Genomic DNA, 19,004 nt, shown 5'->3' with positions numbered 1-19,004 from the left:
GGAAAAGTGAGTTTTTTTAAGAAGCTTAAAGATAAATTTACACAGTCGAGTGATAATGTATCAGAAAAATTTAAAGATGGGTTAAGTAAAACAAGAAACAACTTCACATCAAAGGTGAATGACCTGGTGGCCAGATACCGCAAAGTCGATGAAGAGTTCTTTGAAGAGCTGGAAGAGATCCTGATCGGAGCGGATGTCGGCTTTGATACCGTCATGGAGCTGATTGACGAACTGAAGCTTGAAGTGAAGCGAAAGAATATTCAAGACACGGAAGGTGTCCAATCTGTCATCTCAGAGAAGCTCGTAGAAATCTACCAGGGGGATCGTGATGAAGACAGCAGTCTGAACATTCAAGACAATGAGTTAACGGTTTTATTATTCGTTGGAGTGAACGGTGTCGGAAAGACGACGACCATCGGAAAAATGGCTCATATGTTCAAGGAACAGGGTAAGAATGTCGTTCTTGCAGCAGGAGACACATTCCGTGCAGGAGCGATCGAACAGCTTGAAGTTTGGGGGGAACGTGTCGGGGTTCCGGTCATTAAACAAGCTGCGGGAAGCGATCCGGCGGCAGTTATGTTTGATGCAGTCCAATCGGCCAAAGCGAAAAAAGCAGACATATTAATATGTGACACTGCAGGAAGGTTGCAAAATAAAGTGAACCTTATGAAAGAGCTTGAAAAAGTGAAGCGAGTGATTGAAAGAGAAATTCCGGGTGCTCCTCACGAAGTATTGCTCGTTCTTGACGCAACCACAGGCCAAAATGCCATGGTACAGGCGAAGACCTTCAAAGAAGCGACAAACGTCTCAGGAATCGTCCTGACGAAGCTTGATGGTACAGCCAAAGGTGGAATCGTCCTGGCAATCAGAAACGAACTCGAAATCCCTGTTAAATTTGTAGGACTAGGCGAAAAAATGGACGACCTTCAGCCGTTTGACGCAGAAAAGTATGTATACGGCTTGTTCTCAAACCTTGTTGATAAAGAAGAAGAATAGATCTAAGGATCGATAGAGTAGCCTGATGATAGACTATAAGAAGTGGTCTTGCAGGTTACTCTTCTTTTGTTTAGGCAATCAGTTTGTTATTTTAGGTTTTCCCTATGAAAAATCCATAAGTATCCTTGACAAACACCTGTAAAGACTGTATTCTTCATATGTAAAGGTTTTTCACTTAACAAGGAGGGATATCCGTGCTGGAGAAAACAACCAGAATGAATTATCTCTACGATTTTTATCAATCTTTGTTAACTCCTAAGCAAAGAAGCTATATGTCCCTCTATTATCTGGATGATTTCTCTCTAGGGGAAATTGCTGAAGAGTATAATGTTAGTCGTCAAGCAGTGTATGATAACATTAAACGAACAGAGGCCATGATCGAGGAGTACGAAGAAAAGCTTTTATTATTTAAAAAATTTCAAGAACGCAACGAGATTCTTGATCAACTCAGACAAAAAATAGAAGAACCATCAATCGATTCTTCTCATTGTTTAAAACTCATTGATGATCTTGAAATATTGGATTAGGAGGCGGCATGAATGGCATTTGAAGGATTAGCCGACCGACTGCAAGGTACAATACAAAAAATCCGTGGTAAAGGAAAGATTTCAGAAGCGGATGTTAAAGAAATGATGCGTGAAGTTCGTCTTGCTCTTCTAGAAGCAGACGTTAATTTTAAAGTGGTGAAGCAATTCGTCAAGAAAGTGAGTGAACGGGCTGTCGGACAGGAAGTCATGAAAAGTCTTACACCTGGACAACAAGTCATTAAAGTTGTTCAAGAAGAGCTTACAAACTTGATGGGTGGCGAACAAAGTCAGATTGCCGTCGCTAAACGTCCCCCGACTGTCATTATGATGGTCGGTTTACAAGGTGCAGGTAAAACGACGACCACTGGTAAGCTTGCGAATCTGCTTCGAAAGAAACATAACCGCAAACCCCTATTAGTGGCTGCCGATATTTATCGTCCCGCTGCGATCAAGCAGTTAGAAACCATCGGGAAGCAATTAAGTCTTCCGGTCTTTTCAATGGGTGATCAGGTCAGTCCGGTGGAAATTGCGAAAAAAGCCATCGAAAAGGCAAAAGATGAACATCACGACTATGTTCTGATTGATACAGCAGGTCGACTTCACATTGATGAAACCCTGATGGGAGAGTTGAAAGAAATCAAAGAACTCTCAAATCCAGATGAAATTTTCCTCGTTGTGGATGCCATGACCGGTCAAGATGCGGTCAATGTCGCTCAAAGCTTCAATGATGCCCTTGGTATATCCGGTGTTGTTCTGACAAAACTTGATGGTGATACTCGAGGCGGGGCGGCATTATCCATCCGTTCAGTCACTGAAAAACCAATTAAATTTGTTGGGATGGGTGAAAAGATGGATGCTTTGGAAGCATTCCATCCTGAACGTATGGCGTCGAGGATTCTCGGTATGGGAGATGTATTATCCCTTATCGAAAAGGCTCAGGCCAATGTGGATGAAGAGAAGGCCAAAGAACTGGAACAAAAAATGCGCACCATGTCTTTCACATTTGATGATTTCCTTGAGCAATTAGGTCAAGTAAGGCAAATGGGTCCACTTGATGAGTTACTCAAAATGATGCCGGGGGCAAACAAAATGAAGGGTCTGGATAAGCTTCAAGTCGATGAGAAGCAGATCAGCCATGTAGAGGCGATCATTCAATCTATGACTGGTGATGAGAAAGTTCATCCGGAAACCATTAATGCTTCCCGTCGTAAACGGATTGCCAAAGGAAGTGGAACATCCATTCAAGAGGTGAACCGGCTTCTGAAACAATTCGAGGATATGAAGAAAATGATGAAACAGATGAGCGGCATGCAAGGAAAAGGCAAGAAAAAAGGAATGAAATTCCCATTTATGTAAGCAATTCGTTCTAATTTTCATAAGAAAAATAGAACTGTTAAGAAAAAACACTTTACAAACAAAATACACATTTGATATTATACTAACTTGTGTGAAACTATTCGGAGGTGCTTTAATTATGGCAGTAAAAATCAGATTAAAACGTATGGGAGCAAAAAAGTCTCCTTTCTATCGTATCGTAGTTGCAGATTCTCGTTCACCACGTGATGGACGTCAAATCGAAACAGTTGGAACGTACAACCCGGTTGCTAAACCAGCTGAAGTGAAAATCGATGAAGAGTTAGCTCTTAAATGGTTATCTAATGGTGCTAAACCATCTGACACAGTTCGTAACCTATTCTCAAAACAAGGCATTATGGAAAAATTCCACAATGCTAAAAACAGCAAGTAATCGATTAGATGGATGAAAGATCTTATTCTAACGATTGTGAAACCCTTAGTTGACCATCCTGACGCGGTCCACATCGATTTGGATGAAGGAACGAACGGCATAACGTATAAGTTATCTGTTCATCCCGAGGACATGGGGAAGGTTATTGGGAAACAAGGGAGAGTAGCTAAATCGATTCGAACTGTGGTATACGCTGCAGCAGGATCTTCACAACAGAAGAAAATCTTTTTAGAGATAGTGGAGTAAGGTAGCTTTCATCAGCTGCCTTCTCATGAGGCATTAGACCTTCAACACTTGCTCTTTTAGAACCAGGGGACTGACCCACAAGGTTACTATATAGCCTTAAGACGTCAGTCCCCTTTTTCATAGGGGTAGACTGTTTTATCTGAAGAAAGACCTGCACAATCCAACACTCCCCCAAGAGGACACCCTGAGGATTCAATACGACAGAGTGGGGTGAATAGAAGGAGGAGGAAGAGCTTTGAATGTGATACATACGATTACGATTAAACAGGTGCTGACAGAAAATAGTAAGGATTTGTTGATGAAACGGTATGAAAATCAAAAGTTTCATTTAGCCAAGGAATGTGACCAGTTACAGTTTGAAATGAAAAAGATTGAACGAGGGAAGAAATACCCGTCACATAAATTAAGTCAGCATTTTGAAAGAGAATTGAATGAACGGGCTGAAAAGATCAAGCTCTTGGAATTCCAAATCGAACAGTTAAATATCTTGCCTATCGGGAGCGAACTCAAGGAAAGGGAAGTCCAAGGTATGATGGACATTCAAGTTGGTGACAATTGGGAAGAGGAAACACTTTCGAAGACGATTGTAATAGAAGATGGTATTGTGAAAGAAATTCGTTAATGCAAGAGGTGAAAGCTATGGAAAAGTGGTTTAAAGTAGGGAAGATCGTCAACACCCACGGAGTTAAAGGAGAGGTAAAGATCGTTTCGACTACCGATTTCCCGGAAGAACGCTATCAAAAGGGGAACACACTTTATCTGTTTCAAGGTCAAAGTAGTGAACCGATCAGTCTCGTGATCAAATCTCATAGAAATCATAAGAGCTTCGATTTACTGACCTTTGAGGGATATGAAAATATTAATGAAGTTGAGAAATTTAAAGAAGGCATCCTGAAGGTTCAAGAAGACCAATTACAGGACCTTGAAGAAGGAGAATACTATTTCCATGAAATCGTCGGCTGTAAAGTCGTTACGACTGATGGGGAAGAACTGGGTACGATTAAAGAGATTCTGAGCCCCGGAGCGAATGACGTTTGGGTAGTGAAGGGTCAACGGGGAAAAGAACACCTAATCCCTTACATTGAGGATATTGTGAAAACCGTCGATATTGATAAGCAGCTCATCACGATTGAACCGATGGAAGGCTTATTATCATGATGAGAATCGATGTCCTATCTCTTTTCCCATCCATGTTTGAAGGAATCTTTGGTGAATCGATACTCAAGAAAGCCCATGAAAAAGAAGCTGTAAGCTATAATGTGATTAACTTCAGGGAATACGCAGACAATAAGCATAATCAAGTCGATGATTATCCGTATGGTGGAGGGGCAGGAATGGTTTTGAAGCCCCAGCCTATCTTCGATGCCGTCGACGCATTGAAGAGTGAACATCAATCAAAGCCGAGGGTCATCCTCATGTGTCCCCAAGGAGAACCTTATACTCAACAAAAGGCTGAGGAACTGGCGAAGGAAGATCATCTCGTATTTATATGTGGGCACTATGAGGGCTACGATGAGCGAATCAGGGAGCATGTTGTTACCGATGAAATCTCGATAGGAGACTATGTTTTAACTGGTGGAGAGCTTGGTGCCATGGTGGTCATAGATAGCGTAGTACGCCTGCTTCCTGGCGTGCTTGGGAATGTGGATTCTCCCATTCTGGATTCCTTCTCGTCAGGACTCCTTGAACATCCCCATTATACCCGTCCGTCCGACTTTAGGGGGATGAAGGTACCAGAGGAGCTCATCTCAGGGAATCATCGTCTGATAGATGAATGGAGAGAGAAAGAGAGTCTGAGAAGAACCTTTGAAAGAAGACCCGATCTATTAGAAAGCTATACGCTCACAGATCGACAAAAAGCATGGATAGAGGAATGGAGAAAGTCTAAATAGGCTATTGCATCCTGCCGGTCTGTGTGATATTATATTCTTTGTGGCTTGAGGGGTTATCTCCTGTTGCCATTGATCCCGATGTTCCGCTGCAATCTATCGCTTTTGTAAGAGCATCTGTTGGAAGGAGTTGAAAAAGATGCACAAATTAATCGAAGATATTACGAAAGAACAACTTCGCTCTGATCTACCATCTTTCCGTCCTGGTGATACAGTACGTGTACACGTTAACATCGTTGAGGGTACTCGTGAACGTATTCAGGTATACGAAGGAGTAGTAATCAAACGCCGCGGTGGCGGTATCAGCGAAACATTTACAGTTCGTAAAATTTCTTACGGTGTAGGTGTTGAACGTACTTTCCCAGTACACACACCAAAAATCGCTAAATTAGAAGTTATTCGTCGCGGTAAAGTCCGTCGTGCGAAACTTTATTACCTGCGTAACCTGCGTGGTAAAGCGGCACGTATTAAAGAAATTCGATAAGAACGTAAGAAAAGGAGCTTGGAGACAAGCTCCTTTTCCTTATTCTTTCAACTGCTTTTAGTGGACAATAAAAGTAAACGTCCGGCAGAATGCCTGAATTTTTAATGAACCCACCTTTTTTTAATGAGAAATACAAGAATTTCTAGTAGAATAGAAAAAGATAGAAAAATACATTGGGTGGTGGAGACGTGGTTAAAGAGAAAAATGAGTGGTGGGAGTGGATGAAGGCCCTGTTGATCGCAGTAGGTTTAGCTGCAATTATCAGATTCTTTTTATTTGCACCCATTGTTGTCGATGGATTATCAATGATGCCTACTTTACATAATGGAGATCGAATGATTGTAAGTAAATTAGGGGAGCCGGAGCGATTTGATATCGTCGTTTTCCATGCACCTGAACAAAAGGATTATATCAAACGCGTCATCGGGCTTCCAGGGGATAAAGTTGAGTATAAAAATGATACTTTATATATAAATGGAAAAGCGTATACTGAACCATATTTACAGGAATATAAAGATCAATTAAATGAAGGTGTATTAACAGAGGATTTCACTCTAAATGACATCATTGAAAAAGGGACAGTTCCTGAAGGGGAAATCTTTGTGATGGGTGACAATCGCCGTTTCAGCAAGGATAGCCGTCACATCGGTACAGTTCCATTAGAAGAAGTGATTGGCGACACAAAAGTGATCTATTGGCCTGTTAAAGATATAGGTTTCGTGAAATAATAGAAAAAAGTTGTTTGGAGGTGGTCATATGACAATACAATGGTTTCCAGGGCATATGGCTAAAGCTCGTAGACAAGTTACTGAGAAGTTAAAACTTGTAGACATTGTGATTGAATTAGTAGATGCGAGAATCCCGTTATCGTCAAGAAATCCAATGATTGAAGAAATTATTGGACAGAAGCCGCGTCTTGTTTTGTTAAACAAAGCAGATATGGCTGATACCAATAGAACGAACCAGTGGATTTCTTATTTTGAAGAGCAAGGAATAACAGCCCTTGCCGTAAATGCACAGGCTGGCAAAGGACTTCAAGTCATTGTTCAAGCGGCTAAAGAAATATTAAAAGAAAAGTTCGACCGTATGAAATCAAGGGGAATGAGACCTCGTGCCATAAGAGCCATGATTGTCGGTATTCCTAACGTAGGAAAATCTACTTTAATCAACCGGCTCGCTAAAAAAAATATAGCGAAAACAGGAAATACACCTGGAGTCACAAAAGCCCAGCAATGGATCAAAGTAGGGAAAGAGCTTGAACTACTCGACACCCCGGGTATTTTATGGCCTAAGTTTGAAGATCCTAAAGTGGGATATAAGCTTGCGTTGACCGGTGCCATTAAAGATACCATCCTGAATCTGCAGGATATCGCCGTTTATGGTTTGCGCTTTCTTGAAGAGCACTATCCAGAGCGATTAGAAGAACGCTACGGCCTTGAAGAAATACCTGAAGAAGTAGTGGATAGCTTCGATAAAATTGGAGCTAAAAGAGGTTGTCTGATGGCAGGTGGAGAAGTGAATTATGACAAGACTTCTGAAATTATCGTCCGTGACATCCGAAATGTACAATTAGGCCCCATGACGTTTGATATCATTGGAGAGACTGAGGACGAAAGCGAATAAAAGAAGAGGCTGTAAAAAGAGGGAAACTCTTTTACGCAGCCTCTTTATTTATGTAAGGTACGTCCGATATATAGGAGGGACAATGTGACAACAGTACATATGACCATAAAAGAAATAAAAGAAATCATCAAATCCGTTCCGGCTCAAGATCCAATCCTTGAAGATTTGAAGAAGGACGAAAGAATAGGTGTTCAAATACTATTACAACAGATTGAACGTGAGCGCATGAAACAAGAAATGGAAAAAAAAGAATTTGAAGTACTTACTCAATACGAAAGAGAACTTCGCCAAGAAGGATTCACACTTATTGCAGGGATCGACGAAGTAGGGAGAGGTCCTTTAGCAGGTCCTGTGGTAGCGGCTGCTGTCATTCTGCCTCATGACTTCTATTTGGCGGGATTAAATGATAGCAAGAAGATAACAGAAGCAAGAAGAGAAGATTTCTATGAATACATCAAGGAACACGCAACTTCTATTGGAGTAGGGATGGTGCATGCGGATGAAATCGATTCAATAAATATTTATGAGGCTACGAAGAAGGCAATGAATGAAGCGATTGTCAGCCTGCATGTACAGCCTGAGTATTTACTGATCGATGCGATGAAAATTCAATCACCATTTCCCAGTCAGTCGATCATTAAAGGGGACGCCAAAAGTATATCCATTGCAGCAGCGTCCATTATTGCCAAGGTAACACGTGACCGACTGATGAAGGACTATGCCCGTAGCTATCCTGGGTACGCGTTTGAGAAGAATGCAGGATATGGAACAAAGGATCATTTACTTGGATTAGAGAAATTTGGCGTTACGCCCATACATCGAAAGAGCTTTGCACCGGTGAAGGAGAAGCTATAGCCTGGAATCCGGGTGAACTGCACTTACTAATGGTATAACAACCTAAAAAGGGTATGATTCACATTGAACGAATTCGTTATGGAGCTGATGAAAAAGAGCATTCCCATAAAAAAAGAACTGTTGTTATTCGCTGAAAAGCATCTGAATGGGAAAGATTCACCCGAAAATGTGAAGGCTCTGATAGAAATGGCTAAGAGGAACATGCCCCTTTCTGGCAGGTCTCATTGAGACGGAAGCTTCAACAGGAAGTTTTGTATCTTTGTTAAACCAGCTTGCTTCAAAGTTAAGCGGAACGGGAAGGGATAATTCCTTTGCCAATCTAATATACTTCAAAGTCACCAAACGGCATGAGCACGCATTAGAATCGTAAATTATATTTTTTAAGAATAATAATTTTAGGGATAATCCCTTTAAAAACAATGGAACATATGGAGTAATACTACTATTCTAAGTTCAGAATTTTAAAATTAATATAATATTTTTAGCATAATGGTAGACAGATATACTGTCATTTTATACAATGAAAGCGCAGTCTATTTTTTGAAGAGTTTGATAGGAGGATGAAAAATGAATATCCATGAATATCAAGGTAAAGAAATCCTCAGAAATTACGGGGTATCCGTACCAAATGGTAAAGTGGCATTTACAGCTGAAGAGGCAGTAGAAGCGGCGAAGACATTAGATTCCAGCGTGTATGTAGTGAAAGCCCAAATCCATGCAGGTGGTCGAGGTAAAGCTGGCGGAGTTAAAATCGCTAAAAGCCTGGACGAAGTGCGTACATATGCAGATGAGTTAATCGGTAAAACTTTAGTAACTCACCAAACAGGTCCTGAAGGTAAGGAAGTAAAGCGCTTACTTATTGAAGAAGGCTGTGATATTAAGAAAGAATACTACGTAGGTCTGGTACTCGACCGCGCGACTTCCCAAGTTGTCCTGATGGCTTCTGAAGAAGGCGGAACAGAAATCGAAGAAGTAGCAGAAAAAACACCGGAAAAAATCTTTAAAGAGTATATTGATCCAGTTGTTGGATTAACAGGTTTCCAAGCGAGACGTATTGCATTCAATATCAATATTCCTCAAAACCTTGTTGGAAAAGCAGCTAAGTTCATGATGGGTCTATACAACGTGTACGTTCAAAAGGATGCTTCTATTGTTGAAATCAATCCTTTAGTTGTAACAGGTGATGGTGACGTAATGGCATTGGATGCGAAGTTCAACTTTGATTCAAATGCATTATATCGTCAAAAAGATGTGGTTGAATTACGCGATCTTGAAGAAGAAGATGCAAAAGAAATCGAAGCTTCTAAATATGACTTAAGCTATATTTCCCTGGACGGAAATATCGGTTGCATGGTAAATGGCGCTGGTCTTGCCATGGCAACGATGGACATCGTGAAGCATTACGGCGGAGATCCCGCTAACTTCCTTGATGTTGGGGGCGGTGCCACAGCGGAAAAGGTAACAGAAGCATTTAAAATCATTCTTTCTGATGAAAACGTTAAAGGTATTTTCGTCAATATCTTCGGTGGAATCATGAAATGTGATGTTATTGCAACAGGTGTTGTAGAAGCAGCTAAGCAAATCGGTCTTCAAGTTCCACTTGTGGTTCGTCTTGAAGGTACAAATGTTGACTTAGGGAAAGAAATCCTTAATAAATCTGGATTGAATATCATTGCAGCTGAATCTATGGCGGACGGCGCACAAAAAATCGTTGAGCAAGTAGGCTGAGAAAGGCGGGGGACTAATGAGCGTATTTATTAATAAAGATACCAAGGTTGTTGTACAAGGGATTACAGGATCAACAGCTCTTTTCCATACGAAGCAAATGCTTGAATACGGTACACAAATCGTGGCAGGTGTAACACCTGGAAAAGGCGGAACTGAGGTTGAAGGCGTACCAGTTTTCAATACAGTTGAAGAAGCAAAGAAAGCGACTGGCGTAAATGCATCCGTCATTTATGTTCCTGCTCCGTTTGCAGCAGATGCAATCATGGAAGCGGTAGATGCCGAGCTTGATTTGGCAATCTGTATTACTGAACATATCCCGGTATTGGATATGGTGAAGGTCAAGCGTTATATGGAAGGCAAGAAAACTCGCCTTGTAGGACCGAACTGTCCAGGAGTCATCACTCCTGAAGAGTGTAAAATCGGGATCATGCCTGGTTACATCCATACGAAAGGTCATGTAGGGGTTGTTTCACGTTCTGGTACACTTACGTATGAAGCGGTTCACCAGCTTTCACAAGCGGGAATCGGTCAATCAACGGCAGTCGGTATCGGGGGAGACCCTGTGAACGGAACAGACTTTATCGATGTATTGAAAGCATTCAATGAAGATGAAGACACGTATGCCGTCATCATGATTGGTGAAATCGGCGGTACTGCAGAAGAAGAAGCTGCTGAATGGGTCAAAGCCAACATGACGAAGCCTGTAGTAGGATTCATTGGAGGGCGTACAGCACCTCCAGGGAAGCGTATGGGCCATGCCGGTGCGATTATTTCAGGTGGTAAAGGTACAGCTGATGAGAAGATTCGCGTTATGAATGAATGCGGAATTCAAGTTGCCCCTACACCTTCAGACATGGGTGAAACATTAATTAAGGTTCTGAAAGAAGAAGGAATCTTGGATAAATGTAAAACTCATTAATCATTTATTGAGACTGATGGCATTCAAGCTATCAGTCTCAGTTTTATCTTCTCTATTAACAATATTCAGGAGGTAATAAATGAAAGAACGTCGTCATATTCTATTTCATATTCATCATTGTCGGGGAATTGGACTGAAAGGAACAAAAAGATTACTAGAATCGCTCGAGAAATTACACACTATCTTTGATTTATCCCCTTCCGTGCTTCAACGGTTAACCTTTTCTACCACAACCAATTCAGAACTCTTCTATAAAGATCTTCATTCATTTGATTCAGAACGATATAAAAAGCTTTATGCAGAAAACGAGATTGATTGGATCACAATTGAGGACGAAGATTATCCTTCTTTACTGCGAAACGTATATGATCCCCCATTTCTTCTATTTTTAAAAGGAAACAGGAATCTCCTTCATGCCCCAAGGAAACTGGCCATTATTGGCTCGAGGAAGTCCACCCCTTATACTGAAAGAGTTCTTCATGATTTGATTCCACAGCTGGTTAAGAAAGAGATACTCATTGTAAGTGGATTGGCACAAGGTGCAGATACGGTCGCACATAAAGAAACGATCCAATCTGGCGGGAATACGATAGGTGTCCTTGGTGGAGGGTTCAATCATATTTATCCAAAGCAAAATGAAGGCTTGGCCCATCGTATGATGAACCATCATCTTTTACTTTCTGAATATCCCCCTTATATTAAACCTGAAAAATGGCAATTCCCGTTCAGAAATAGAATTATCAGTGGTCTTTCCCAGGCAGTACTTGTAACCGAGGCCATGAAGAAGAGCGGTACATTCATTACAGCTGATTATGCCTTAAGTGAAGGAAGAGAAGTCTTCTGTATACCAGGCTCCATCTATGAGCCATTAGCTGAAGGGACAAACAGCTTAATTCAAGAGGGAGCAAAAATGGTCTTATCAATAGAAGATATATTTTCAGAACTGGGAGTATAAAGTCAGAACATATGATATAGAATCTTTTAATAAAGTAGGATTTCCCCTGTGAATGTTGAATAATTACAAGTAATTTATACAAAATGGTTGCAATTATTGTGAAACTGTTATACATTTTGCAACAGGTATCTAAAACTATATATAAGAGTAAGAAATCGTTAAAAGTAGTAATTCTCTACACTGAAATGAATTCTATACCTATGTGAATGTTAGTGTAAACGTTTCCGTTTCGCTGGTTTATTTATCATTCCAAGGTGCTATAAACAGTGATTATTTTCCTCTTTAAGGAGGCTTATTGGATGGCAGATTATTTAGTAATAGTGGAATCGCCGGCTAAGGCGAAAACAATTGAACGTTATTTAGGAAAGAAATATAAGGTCAGGGCATCAATGGGACACGTCAGAGACTTACCGAAAAGTCAAATGGGCGTGGATGTTGAAAATGAATTTGAACCGAAATATATAACGATACGTGGTAAAGGCCCTGTATTAAAAGAACTGAAAACCGCAGCAAAAAAAGTGAAGAAAATCTTCCTTGCGGCTGACCCCGACAGAGAAGGGGAAGCCATTGCATGGCATCTGGCTCACAGCCTTGATATGGACACGACTTCCGAGTGCCGGGTTGTATTCAATGAAATCACGAAGGATGCAATTAAAGAATCATTTAAGCATCCACGAGCAATTAATATGGATTTAGTCGATGCACAGCAGGCACGAAGAATTTTAGATCGATTAGTGGGGTATAACATCAGCCCTCTCCTTTGGAAAAAGGTTAAAAAAGGTCTAAGTGCAGGAAGAGTACAATCCGTCGCTGTACGATTGATCATTGACCGTGAAAATGAAATCAAGAGCTTCACCCCAGAAGAGTACTGGTCGATAGAAGCTGAATTCACCAAAGGAAACGATACATTCCAGGCATCCTTTTACGGTATGGACGGTAAGAAGGTTGAACTGAAGACAGAAGAAGATGTGAAAGAAGTACTTGGTAAAGTAAAAGGGAAGTCCTTTGAAATTAACAAAGTAACAAAAAAGGAAAGAAAACGGAATCCTGCTCCTCCATTTACAACTTCTTCTCTGCAGCAGGAAGCAGCAAGGAAATTAAACTTCCGTGCAAAGAAAACGATGATGCTCGCCCAGCAATTATATGAAGGAATTGAGATGGGTAAAGAAGGTACCGTTGGTTTTATTACTTATATGAGAACAGACTCCACACGTATTTCTGAAGTGGCTCAAAAAGAAGCGAACGAATACATCGTTAATAAATATGGAAATGATTTTGTTAAGCAGACTGAGCGTAAAGAGAAAAAACAACAAAAGTCTCAAGATGCCCATGAAGCCATTCGTCCAACCAGTACTTTGAGGGACCCGGCTTCTGTGAAAGAATATCTTTCAAGAGATCAATACCGACTTTATAAATTGATCTGGGAACGATTCGTGGCAAGCGAAATGTCCCCGGCAATCATGGATACGATGAGCGTTGATATTGTAAATGGTTCAGTAATGTTTAGAGCAACCGGCTCTAAAGTGAAGTTCCCGGGCTTTATGAAAGTCTACGTTGAAGGATCCGATGATCAGAAAGAAGAAAAAGACAATCTCCTTCCAGCTTTGGAAGAAAACGATAAAGTTAAAAGTGAAAGCATTGATCCCAATCAGCATTTCACTCAACCACCACCAAGGTATACAGAAGCAAGGCTGGTTAAAACGCTGGAAGAACTGGGTATTGGCCGTCCTTCCACCTATGCCCCCACCCTGGATACGATTCAACGAAGAGGCTATGTAACACTTGATAATAAGCGTTTCATTCCAACTGAGCTGGGTGAAATCGTCTTGGAATTAGTGAGAGAGTTCTTCCCGGAGATCATTGATGTCGAGTTTACGGCAAACATGGAACGCAGTCTTGATGATATTGAAGACGGCAATGTAAAATGGGAAAGTATCATCGATCGTTTTTATAAGGATTTTGAAAAGCATTTGGAAAAAGCGGAAAATGAGATGGAAAAAATCGAAATCCGCGATGAACCTGCCGGTGAAGATTGTGAAGAATGTGGACATCAAATGGTATTCAAAATGGGGCGATACGGTAAATTCATGGCATGTAGTAACTTTCCTGATTGTAGAAATACAAAGCCGATCGTCAAGGAAATCGGTGTGAAATGTCCTAAATGTGAAAAAGGGAATATCATCGAACGAAAAAGCAAGAAAAAGCGTATTTTCTACGGTTGTGATCAGTATCCTGAATGTGACTTCTTGTCTTGGGATAAACCGATTGAAAGAAAGTGTCCGAAGTGTTCAGAATTACTAGTAGAGAAAAAGCTTAAAAAAGGTAATCAAATTCAATGTACGAATTGTGATTACAAAGAAGAACCGCAAAAGTAGTATAAGTATTCTGTTCATCTGGGATTGAAAGCCTGCGTTATCAGTAAATGTTAACAAAGCCAATAAAAAAACGATTGATTGTTGAACAATGAACTTATACAATGTAACGAGGGACTGTCCCAACAGGTGATTTCTCTATTACCTAATGGGTCAGCCCTTTTCTGTTTGCATTAATCATTTGTAATGAACTATACCAATTCTTAATATGCTTTTCTCTTTTTTCTCATTGTCCTTTGGTGTACAATGCAGAATGGATAAGTTAAAGGGACGATTCACAGGGGGTCTATATAGATGCTAGTAAATGTCATCGGAGCAGGGTTAGCGGGAAGTGAAGCTGCTTGGCAGATTGCCAAGAGGGGAATAAAGGTAAACCTTTATGAAATGAGACCGGTCCGCCAGACACCTGCCCATCATACAGATAAATTTGCAGAGCTTGTGTGCAGCAACTCACTTAGAGCAAATACATTAACCAATGCCGTTGGGGTATTGAAAGAAGAAATGCGTCAATTAGATTCGGTCATTATGTCAGCAGCTGATGCTTGTTCAGTTCCGGCGGGAGGAGCTTTAGCAGTCGATCGCCATGAATTTGCGGGTCATGTTACTGAGAAAGTGAAAAATCACCCGAATGTCACAGTATTCAATGAAGAAGTCACGGATCTTCCTGAAGGAATTACGATTGTAGCCACAGGACCGCTTACAAGTGAGAATCTTTCTGAAAAAATAAGAAAAGTAACGGGTGAAGAGCATTTATATTTCTATGATGCAGCTGCTCCCATCATTGAGAAGGACTCCATTGATATGGACAAAGTGTATTTGAAATCCCGATATGACAAAGGGGAAGCGGCATATTTAAATTGTCCAATGACAGAGAGTGAGTTCAATCGTTTTTATGAAGCTCTTATTTCAGCTGAAACAGTGCCTTTGAAAGAGTTTGAAAAAGAAATTTTCTTTGAAGGCTGCATGCCGATAGAAGTAATGGCTTCCCGGGGTAAGAAAACCATGTTATTCGGTCCTCTAAAGCCAGTGGGATTAGAAGACCCTAAAACAGGTAAACGACCCTATGCTGTTGTTCAGTTAAGACAAGATGATGCAGCAGGAACACTCTATAATATCGTAGGTTTCCAAACACATTTAAAGTGGGGACCGCAAAAAGAAGTACTCCAATTAATTCCGGGGCTTGAGAATGCAGATATTGTCCGTTATGGGGTCATGCACAGAAATACCTTCATCAACTCTCCCAATGTTCTAAAAGATACCTATCAACTAAAAGATCATGAGAACCTGTTTTTTGCTGGTCAAATGACAGGGGTGGAAGGTTATGTGGAATCCGCTGCCAGCGGGTTGATTGCCGGAATCAATGCTGCGAAAATGGCCATGGGTGAATCACCCCTGGTATTTCCGCATGAAACGGCGATTGGAAGCATGGCAAGGTATATAACCACTGCCAACAAGAACAACTTCCAGCCGATGAATGCTAATTTCGGTCTATTCCCTGACTTACCCAAAAAGGTAAAAGGCAAGAAAGAGCGAAATGAACAACACGCAAATCGGGCCTTGGAAACAATTCAGAACTTTGTGAAAAAAGTGTAAAATTCATTGCAAGGGCTGCTCGGTTGTGTTACTATTTAGTAGCCCTTGTGAGGTGTTAAAAATGAAAAATCAATTATATGAACAATTACAATCCTTTACTGAATATATACAAATGGAAAAGCATTATTCTGCTCACACTTTTGAACAATATCGTCATGATATTGAAGAGTTCTACGTATTTATGAAAGAACAAGGTTTAAGTTCATTAAAAGATGTCGAGTATTCTGATGCGAGACTTTTTTTAACCAAGCTGCATGAACATGGTTTAATGAGGTCCTCCATTTCAAGGAAGGTCTCCAGTTTAAGAAGTTTTTACCGCTATTTAAATCGGGAAAAACAGCTGACCGTTAACCCATTTTCTTTCGTGAATCTTCCTAAAAAAGAACAACGGTTGCCTAAATTTTTTTATGAAGAAGAAATACAAGCATTGTTGGAAGCTTGCGGTGGAGACACACTTTTAGACATCCGCAACCGAGCCATCTTCGAACTTTTATATGCAACAGGTATTCGCGTAAGTGAATGCACAAATATGCAACTGAAGGACGTAGATTTTGGGCTTTCTACAATCCTTGTGAAAGGTAAGGGTAACAAAGAAAGATATGTACCATTTGGCAGCTTTGCTCATGATGCTTTAGAACAATACATAACACAATCCCGACCCATGTTAATGAAGAATCAGACGCATACACATTTATTGGTCAATCATCGTGGCGGAGCATTAACCCAAAGAGGGATACGCCTTATCTTGAATAAGATTATCGAGAGGGCTTCCTTGACCGGAAAGATACACCCCCATATGCTAAGGCACACATTTGCAACTCATTTACTTAATAATGGTGCCGATCTAAGAACGGTTCAGGAACTTCTTGGACACTCTCAGTTATCATCGACTCAAGTATATACTCATGTTTCAAAGGACCAGTTGAGAAAAACGTATTTAGCACATCATCCACGTGCTTAGAAGAGTTGGAGGTCAGGATATGGAACAATTCCACGCAACCACTATTTTTGCAGTGCAACATAGAGGCAAATGTGCGATGTCTGGTGACGGACAGGTTACATTTGGCAATACAGTTGTGATGAAGCACACAGCAAAAAAAGTACGAAAGCTTTTTAATGGTAAAGTATTGGCAGGTTTTGCCGGATCTGTTGCCGATGCATTCACACTATCAGAAATGTTCGAAGGCAAACTCCAGGAATTTAACGGGAATCTTCCGAGAGCCGCAGTTGAGCTGGCTAAAGAGTGGAGAAGCGACAAGGTGTTAAGAAAGCTTGAAGCGATGTTGATTGTAATGGATGAAAATCACTTGCTTTTAATCTCTGGAACAGGTGAAGTGATTGAGCCGGATGATGGCATTTTAGCCATTGGATCAGGTGGGAATTATGCATTATCTGCTGGAAGAGCGTTAAAGCAATACGCAGGAGACCATTTATCTGCAAGGGAAATCGCTCAGTCTTCCTTACAGATCGCTGCAGATATATGTGTATATACAAATAACCAAATTATTGTTGAAGAGCTTTAAACATGGGGCATTAGTTTTTAATTTAATATTCTTTCACACTATATGGAAAGTAAGGAGTGTGCCATTTAATGAAGAGTACTGATCACTTAACTCCAAGGCAAATTGTTGAACGTCTGGATCAATATATTGTAGGACAAAAAGATGCAAAGAGAGCGGTCGCTGTTGCCTTACGAAACCGTTATCGTCGCAGCCTTCTTTCGGATGTATTAAAGGATGAAGTGATTCCAAAGAACATTTTAATGATGGGACCAACAGGTGTCGGAAAGACAGAGATTGCCAGAAGAATCGCGAAGCTTGTAAGAGCGCCTTTTGTAAAAGTGGAGGCTACAAAGTTTACTGAAGTAGGCTATGTTGGACGTGATGTGGAATCAATGGTAAGAGATTTAGTCGAAACGTCTGTCCGTCTTGTGAAAGAGGAGAAGATGGTAGGAGTTCGTGAAAGAGCTGCTGAAAACGCCAATCGACGCTTAGTCGAAATGGTTGTGCCATCAAAGAAAAAGTCATCTTCTTACAAAAACCCATTCGAAATGATTTTTGGTGGCAGTCAGACTCAGGGCACTTCGGAAGAAGAGGAAGAAAAGCAAGAAGAGAGTTCCCTTCAAGAGCAAAGACGAAGAATGGAAAAGAGGCTTCAAAATGGTGAGCTTGAAGAAGAGTACATCACCATTGAAGTGGAAGAGCAGCAGCCTTCCATGTTCGATATGCTCCAAGGCTCCGGTATGGAACAAATGGGTATGAACATGCAGGATGCCATGAGTAACTTCATGCCGAAGAAAAAGAAAAAACGAAAATTAAAGGTGAAAGAAGCGAGAGTCGTTCTTACAAATGAGGAAGCTCAAAAGCTCATTGATATGGACGAAGTGACCCAGGAAGCAATCGTGCGTGCAGAGCAATCAGGAATCATTTTTATCGATGAGATTGATAAAATTGCAAGCAAGGGCTCCGGTCAATCTTCGGCCGATGTTTCAAGAGAAGGGGTGCAGCGTGACATCCTTCCTGTTGTAGAAGGATCTACGGTGGTCACGAAGCATGGTTCCGTGAAAACAGATCACGTGCTTTTCATTGCCGCAGGTGCCTTTCACATGAGTAAACCATCGGATCTAATTCCGGAATTACAAGGCCGTTTTCCAATCAGAGTGGAACTACAGAAGCTTTCTACAGAAGACTTTGTACGTATACTTGTTGAACCTGATAACGCAATTATCAAACAATACATTGCTTTAATGGAAACAGAAGGTATACAAATTGAATTTTCTGACGATGCTATTCGTAGATTAGCTGAAATTGCATATGACGTAAATCAGAACACCGATAATATTGGAGCGAGAAGACTTCATACGATTATGGAAAAACTTCTCGAGGACTTGTCTTTTGAAGCTCCGGACATTACATTGGAAACGGTTAAAATCACACCTCAGTATGTAGACGATAAGTTAGGCGCAATATCCAAGGATAAGGATCTGAGTCAGTTTATTCTATAAGTTTTCACCTTCACTCTATTGGGTAAAGATAGATGAATTATTCACAATACTAAAATTAAATAATAG

Annotated in this window: 20 protein-coding genes; all 20 read left to right on the top strand. The window is 40.8% G+C overall.

Annotation, left to right across the window (positions count from 1 at the left end; genetic code table 11):
- Positions 1–6: 6 nt before the first annotated feature.
- The 20 genes from ftsY to hslU all read left to right on the top strand — a co-directional run bounded on the left by ftsY (position 7) and on the right by hslU (position 18,938).
- Entirely contained in the window at positions 7–996 is a 990-nt protein-coding gene (ftsY, locus tag TV75_RS04330) for a signal recognition particle-docking protein FtsY (protein WP_044337423.1), read from the top strand.
- A 215-nt stretch (positions 997–1,211) separates the two neighbouring features.
- Positions 1,212–1,523: a putative DNA-binding protein gene (locus TV75_RS04325; RefSeq protein WP_371928757.1), complete on the top strand. Its 312-nt coding sequence runs from the start codon at positions 1,212–1,214 to the stop codon at positions 1,521–1,523.
- A gap of 12 nt (positions 1,524–1,535) precedes the next feature.
- Positions 1,536–2,879, top strand: a complete 1,344-nt coding sequence (gene ffh / locus TV75_RS04320) for a signal recognition particle protein (protein WP_044337422.1) — start codon at positions 1,536–1,538, stop codon at positions 2,877–2,879.
- Positions 2,880–2,997: 118 nt separating this feature from the next.
- The gene (rpsP, locus tag TV75_RS04315; RefSeq protein WP_032088859.1) at positions 2,998–3,270 is read left to right on the top strand and encodes a 30S ribosomal protein S16; all 273 of its coding nucleotides are present in this window, start codon (positions 2,998–3,000) and stop codon (positions 3,268–3,270) included.
- 12 nt (positions 3,271–3,282) lie between these two features.
- A complete protein-coding gene (locus TV75_RS04310) occupies positions 3,283–3,516 on the top strand; it encodes a KH domain-containing protein (RefSeq protein WP_044337421.1) in 234 nt (77 codons plus the stop codon).
- 235 nt (positions 3,517–3,751) lie between these two features.
- Positions 3,752–4,138: a YlqD family protein gene (locus TV75_RS04305; RefSeq protein WP_044337420.1), complete on the top strand. Its 387-nt coding sequence runs from the start codon at positions 3,752–3,754 to the stop codon at positions 4,136–4,138.
- A 17-nt stretch (positions 4,139–4,155) separates the two neighbouring features.
- Complete coding sequence (rimM, locus tag TV75_RS04300) at positions 4,156–4,674, top strand: ribosome maturation factor RimM (RefSeq protein WP_044337419.1); 519 nt, start codon at positions 4,156–4,158, stop codon at positions 4,672–4,674.
- Positions 4,674–5,408 (top strand): tRNA (guanosine(37)-N1)-methyltransferase TrmD, encoded by a 735-nt coding sequence (trmD, locus tag TV75_RS04295; protein WP_172655660.1) that lies wholly within the window; start codon positions 4,674–4,676, stop codon positions 5,406–5,408. The genes rimM and trmD overlap by 1 nt, the downstream gene beginning before the upstream one ends.
- A 136-nt stretch (positions 5,409–5,544) precedes the next feature.
- Positions 5,545–5,889 (top strand): 50S ribosomal protein L19, encoded by a 345-nt coding sequence (gene rplS, locus TV75_RS04290; RefSeq protein WP_032088854.1) that lies wholly within the window; start codon positions 5,545–5,547, stop codon positions 5,887–5,889.
- A 188-nt stretch (positions 5,890–6,077) separates the two neighbouring features.
- Positions 6,078–6,617 carry a signal peptidase I gene (gene lepB / locus TV75_RS04285; RefSeq protein WP_044337417.1) on the top strand — a complete coding sequence of 180 codons (540 nt, stop codon included), beginning with the start codon at positions 6,078–6,080 and terminating at the stop codon, positions 6,615–6,617.
- 28 nt (positions 6,618–6,645) lie between these two features.
- Positions 6,646–7,512, top strand: coding sequence for a ribosome biogenesis GTPase YlqF (gene ylqF / locus TV75_RS04280; protein WP_044337416.1), 867 nt, complete (start codon positions 6,646–6,648; stop codon positions 7,510–7,512).
- A gap of 99 nt (positions 7,513–7,611) precedes the next feature.
- Positions 7,612–8,367, top strand: coding sequence for a ribonuclease HII (locus TV75_RS04275; protein ID WP_044338008.1), 756 nt, complete (start codon positions 7,612–7,614; stop codon positions 8,365–8,367).
- 567 nt (positions 8,368–8,934) lie between these two features.
- Positions 8,935–10,095, top strand: coding sequence for an ADP-forming succinate--CoA ligase subunit beta (gene sucC, locus TV75_RS04270; protein WP_044337415.1), 1,161 nt, complete (start codon positions 8,935–8,937; stop codon positions 10,093–10,095).
- A 16-nt stretch (positions 10,096–10,111) separates the two neighbouring features.
- On the top strand, positions 10,112–11,014 hold the full coding sequence (sucD, locus tag TV75_RS04265; protein WP_044337414.1) for a succinate--CoA ligase subunit alpha: 903 nt from the start codon (positions 10,112–10,114) through the stop codon (positions 11,012–11,014).
- 79 nt (positions 11,015–11,093) lie between these two features.
- A complete protein-coding gene (gene dprA / locus TV75_RS04260) occupies positions 11,094–11,969 on the top strand; it encodes a DNA-processing protein DprA (protein WP_044337413.1) in 876 nt (291 codons plus the stop codon).
- Positions 11,970–12,268: 299 nt separating this feature from the next.
- Positions 12,269–14,344, top strand: a complete 2,076-nt coding sequence (gene topA / locus TV75_RS04255; RefSeq protein WP_044337412.1) for a type I DNA topoisomerase — start codon at positions 12,269–12,271, stop codon at positions 14,342–14,344.
- Between the two features lie 291 nt (positions 14,345–14,635).
- Positions 14,636–15,934 (top strand): FADH(2)-oxidizing methylenetetrahydrofolate--tRNA-(uracil(54)-C(5))-methyltransferase TrmFO, encoded by a 1,299-nt coding sequence (gene trmFO / locus TV75_RS04250; RefSeq protein ID WP_044337410.1) that lies wholly within the window; start codon positions 14,636–14,638, stop codon positions 15,932–15,934.
- Positions 15,935–15,995: 61 nt separating this feature from the next.
- A complete protein-coding gene (gene xerC, locus TV75_RS04245; protein WP_044337409.1) occupies positions 15,996–16,895 on the top strand; it encodes a tyrosine recombinase XerC in 900 nt (299 codons plus the stop codon).
- A 19-nt stretch (positions 16,896–16,914) separates the two neighbouring features.
- Positions 16,915–17,457, top strand: a complete 543-nt coding sequence (gene hslV / locus TV75_RS04240; protein WP_044337408.1) for an ATP-dependent protease subunit HslV — start codon at positions 16,915–16,917, stop codon at positions 17,455–17,457.
- 68 nt (positions 17,458–17,525) lie between these two features.
- Positions 17,526–18,938 (top strand): HslU--HslV peptidase ATPase subunit, encoded by a 1,413-nt coding sequence (gene hslU / locus TV75_RS04235; protein WP_044337407.1) that lies wholly within the window; start codon positions 17,526–17,528, stop codon positions 18,936–18,938.
- Positions 18,939–19,004: the final 66 nt, after the last annotated feature.

The sequence above is a fragment of the Rossellomorea aquimaris genome (assembly GCF_000935355.1).
Lineage (GTDB): Bacteria > Bacillota > Bacilli > Bacillales > Bacillaceae_B > Rossellomorea > Rossellomorea aquimaris_B.
The sequence above is the reverse complement of the archived record's forward strand: the minus strand, read 5'-3'. Positions and strand labels throughout refer to the sequence as shown.

Excerpts from the sequence above, each read along its gene's own strand:
- sucC (WP_044337415.1), top strand. The coding sequence starts at position 8,935 with ATGAATATCCATGAATATCAAGGTAAAGAAATCCTCAGAAATTACGGG.
- xerC (WP_044337409.1), top strand. The coding sequence starts at position 15,996 with ATGAAAAATCAATTATATGAACAATTACAATCCTTTACTGAATATATA.
- trmFO (WP_044337410.1), top strand. The coding sequence starts at position 14,636 with ATGCTAGTAAATGTCATCGGAGCAGGGTTAGCGGGAAGTGAAGCTGCT.
- TV75_RS04275 (WP_044338008.1), top strand. The coding sequence starts at position 7,612 with ATGACCATAAAAGAAATAAAAGAAATCATCAAATCCGTTCCGGCTCAA.
- sucD (WP_044337414.1), top strand. The coding sequence starts at position 10,112 with ATGAGCGTATTTATTAATAAAGATACCAAGGTTGTTGTACAAGGGATT.
- TV75_RS04310 (WP_044337421.1), top strand. The coding sequence starts at position 3,283 with ATGAAAGATCTTATTCTAACGATTGTGAAACCCTTAGTTGACCATCCT.
- rplS (WP_032088854.1), top strand. The coding sequence starts at position 5,545 with ATGCACAAATTAATCGAAGATATTACGAAAGAACAACTTCGCTCTGAT.
- dprA (WP_044337413.1), top strand. The coding sequence starts at position 11,094 with ATGAAAGAACGTCGTCATATTCTATTTCATATTCATCATTGTCGGGGA.
- hslV (WP_044337408.1), top strand. The coding sequence starts at position 16,915 with ATGGAACAATTCCACGCAACCACTATTTTTGCAGTGCAACATAGAGGC.
- ffh (WP_044337422.1), top strand. The coding sequence starts at position 1,536 with ATGGCATTTGAAGGATTAGCCGACCGACTGCAAGGTACAATACAAAAA.
- TV75_RS04325 (WP_371928757.1), top strand. The coding sequence starts at position 1,212 with ATGAATTATCTCTACGATTTTTATCAATCTTTGTTAACTCCTAAGCAA.
- hslU (WP_044337407.1), top strand. The coding sequence starts at position 17,526 with ATGAAGAGTACTGATCACTTAACTCCAAGGCAAATTGTTGAACGTCTG.
- rimM (WP_044337419.1), top strand. The coding sequence starts at position 4,156 with ATGGAAAAGTGGTTTAAAGTAGGGAAGATCGTCAACACCCACGGAGTT.
- rpsP (WP_032088859.1), top strand. The coding sequence starts at position 2,998 with ATGGCAGTAAAAATCAGATTAAAACGTATGGGAGCAAAAAAGTCTCCT.
- topA (WP_044337412.1), top strand. The coding sequence starts at position 12,269 with ATGGCAGATTATTTAGTAATAGTGGAATCGCCGGCTAAGGCGAAAACA.
- ylqF (WP_044337416.1), top strand. The coding sequence starts at position 6,646 with ATGACAATACAATGGTTTCCAGGGCATATGGCTAAAGCTCGTAGACAA.
- trmD (WP_172655660.1), top strand. The coding sequence starts at position 4,674 with ATGAGAATCGATGTCCTATCTCTTTTCCCATCCATGTTTGAAGGAATC.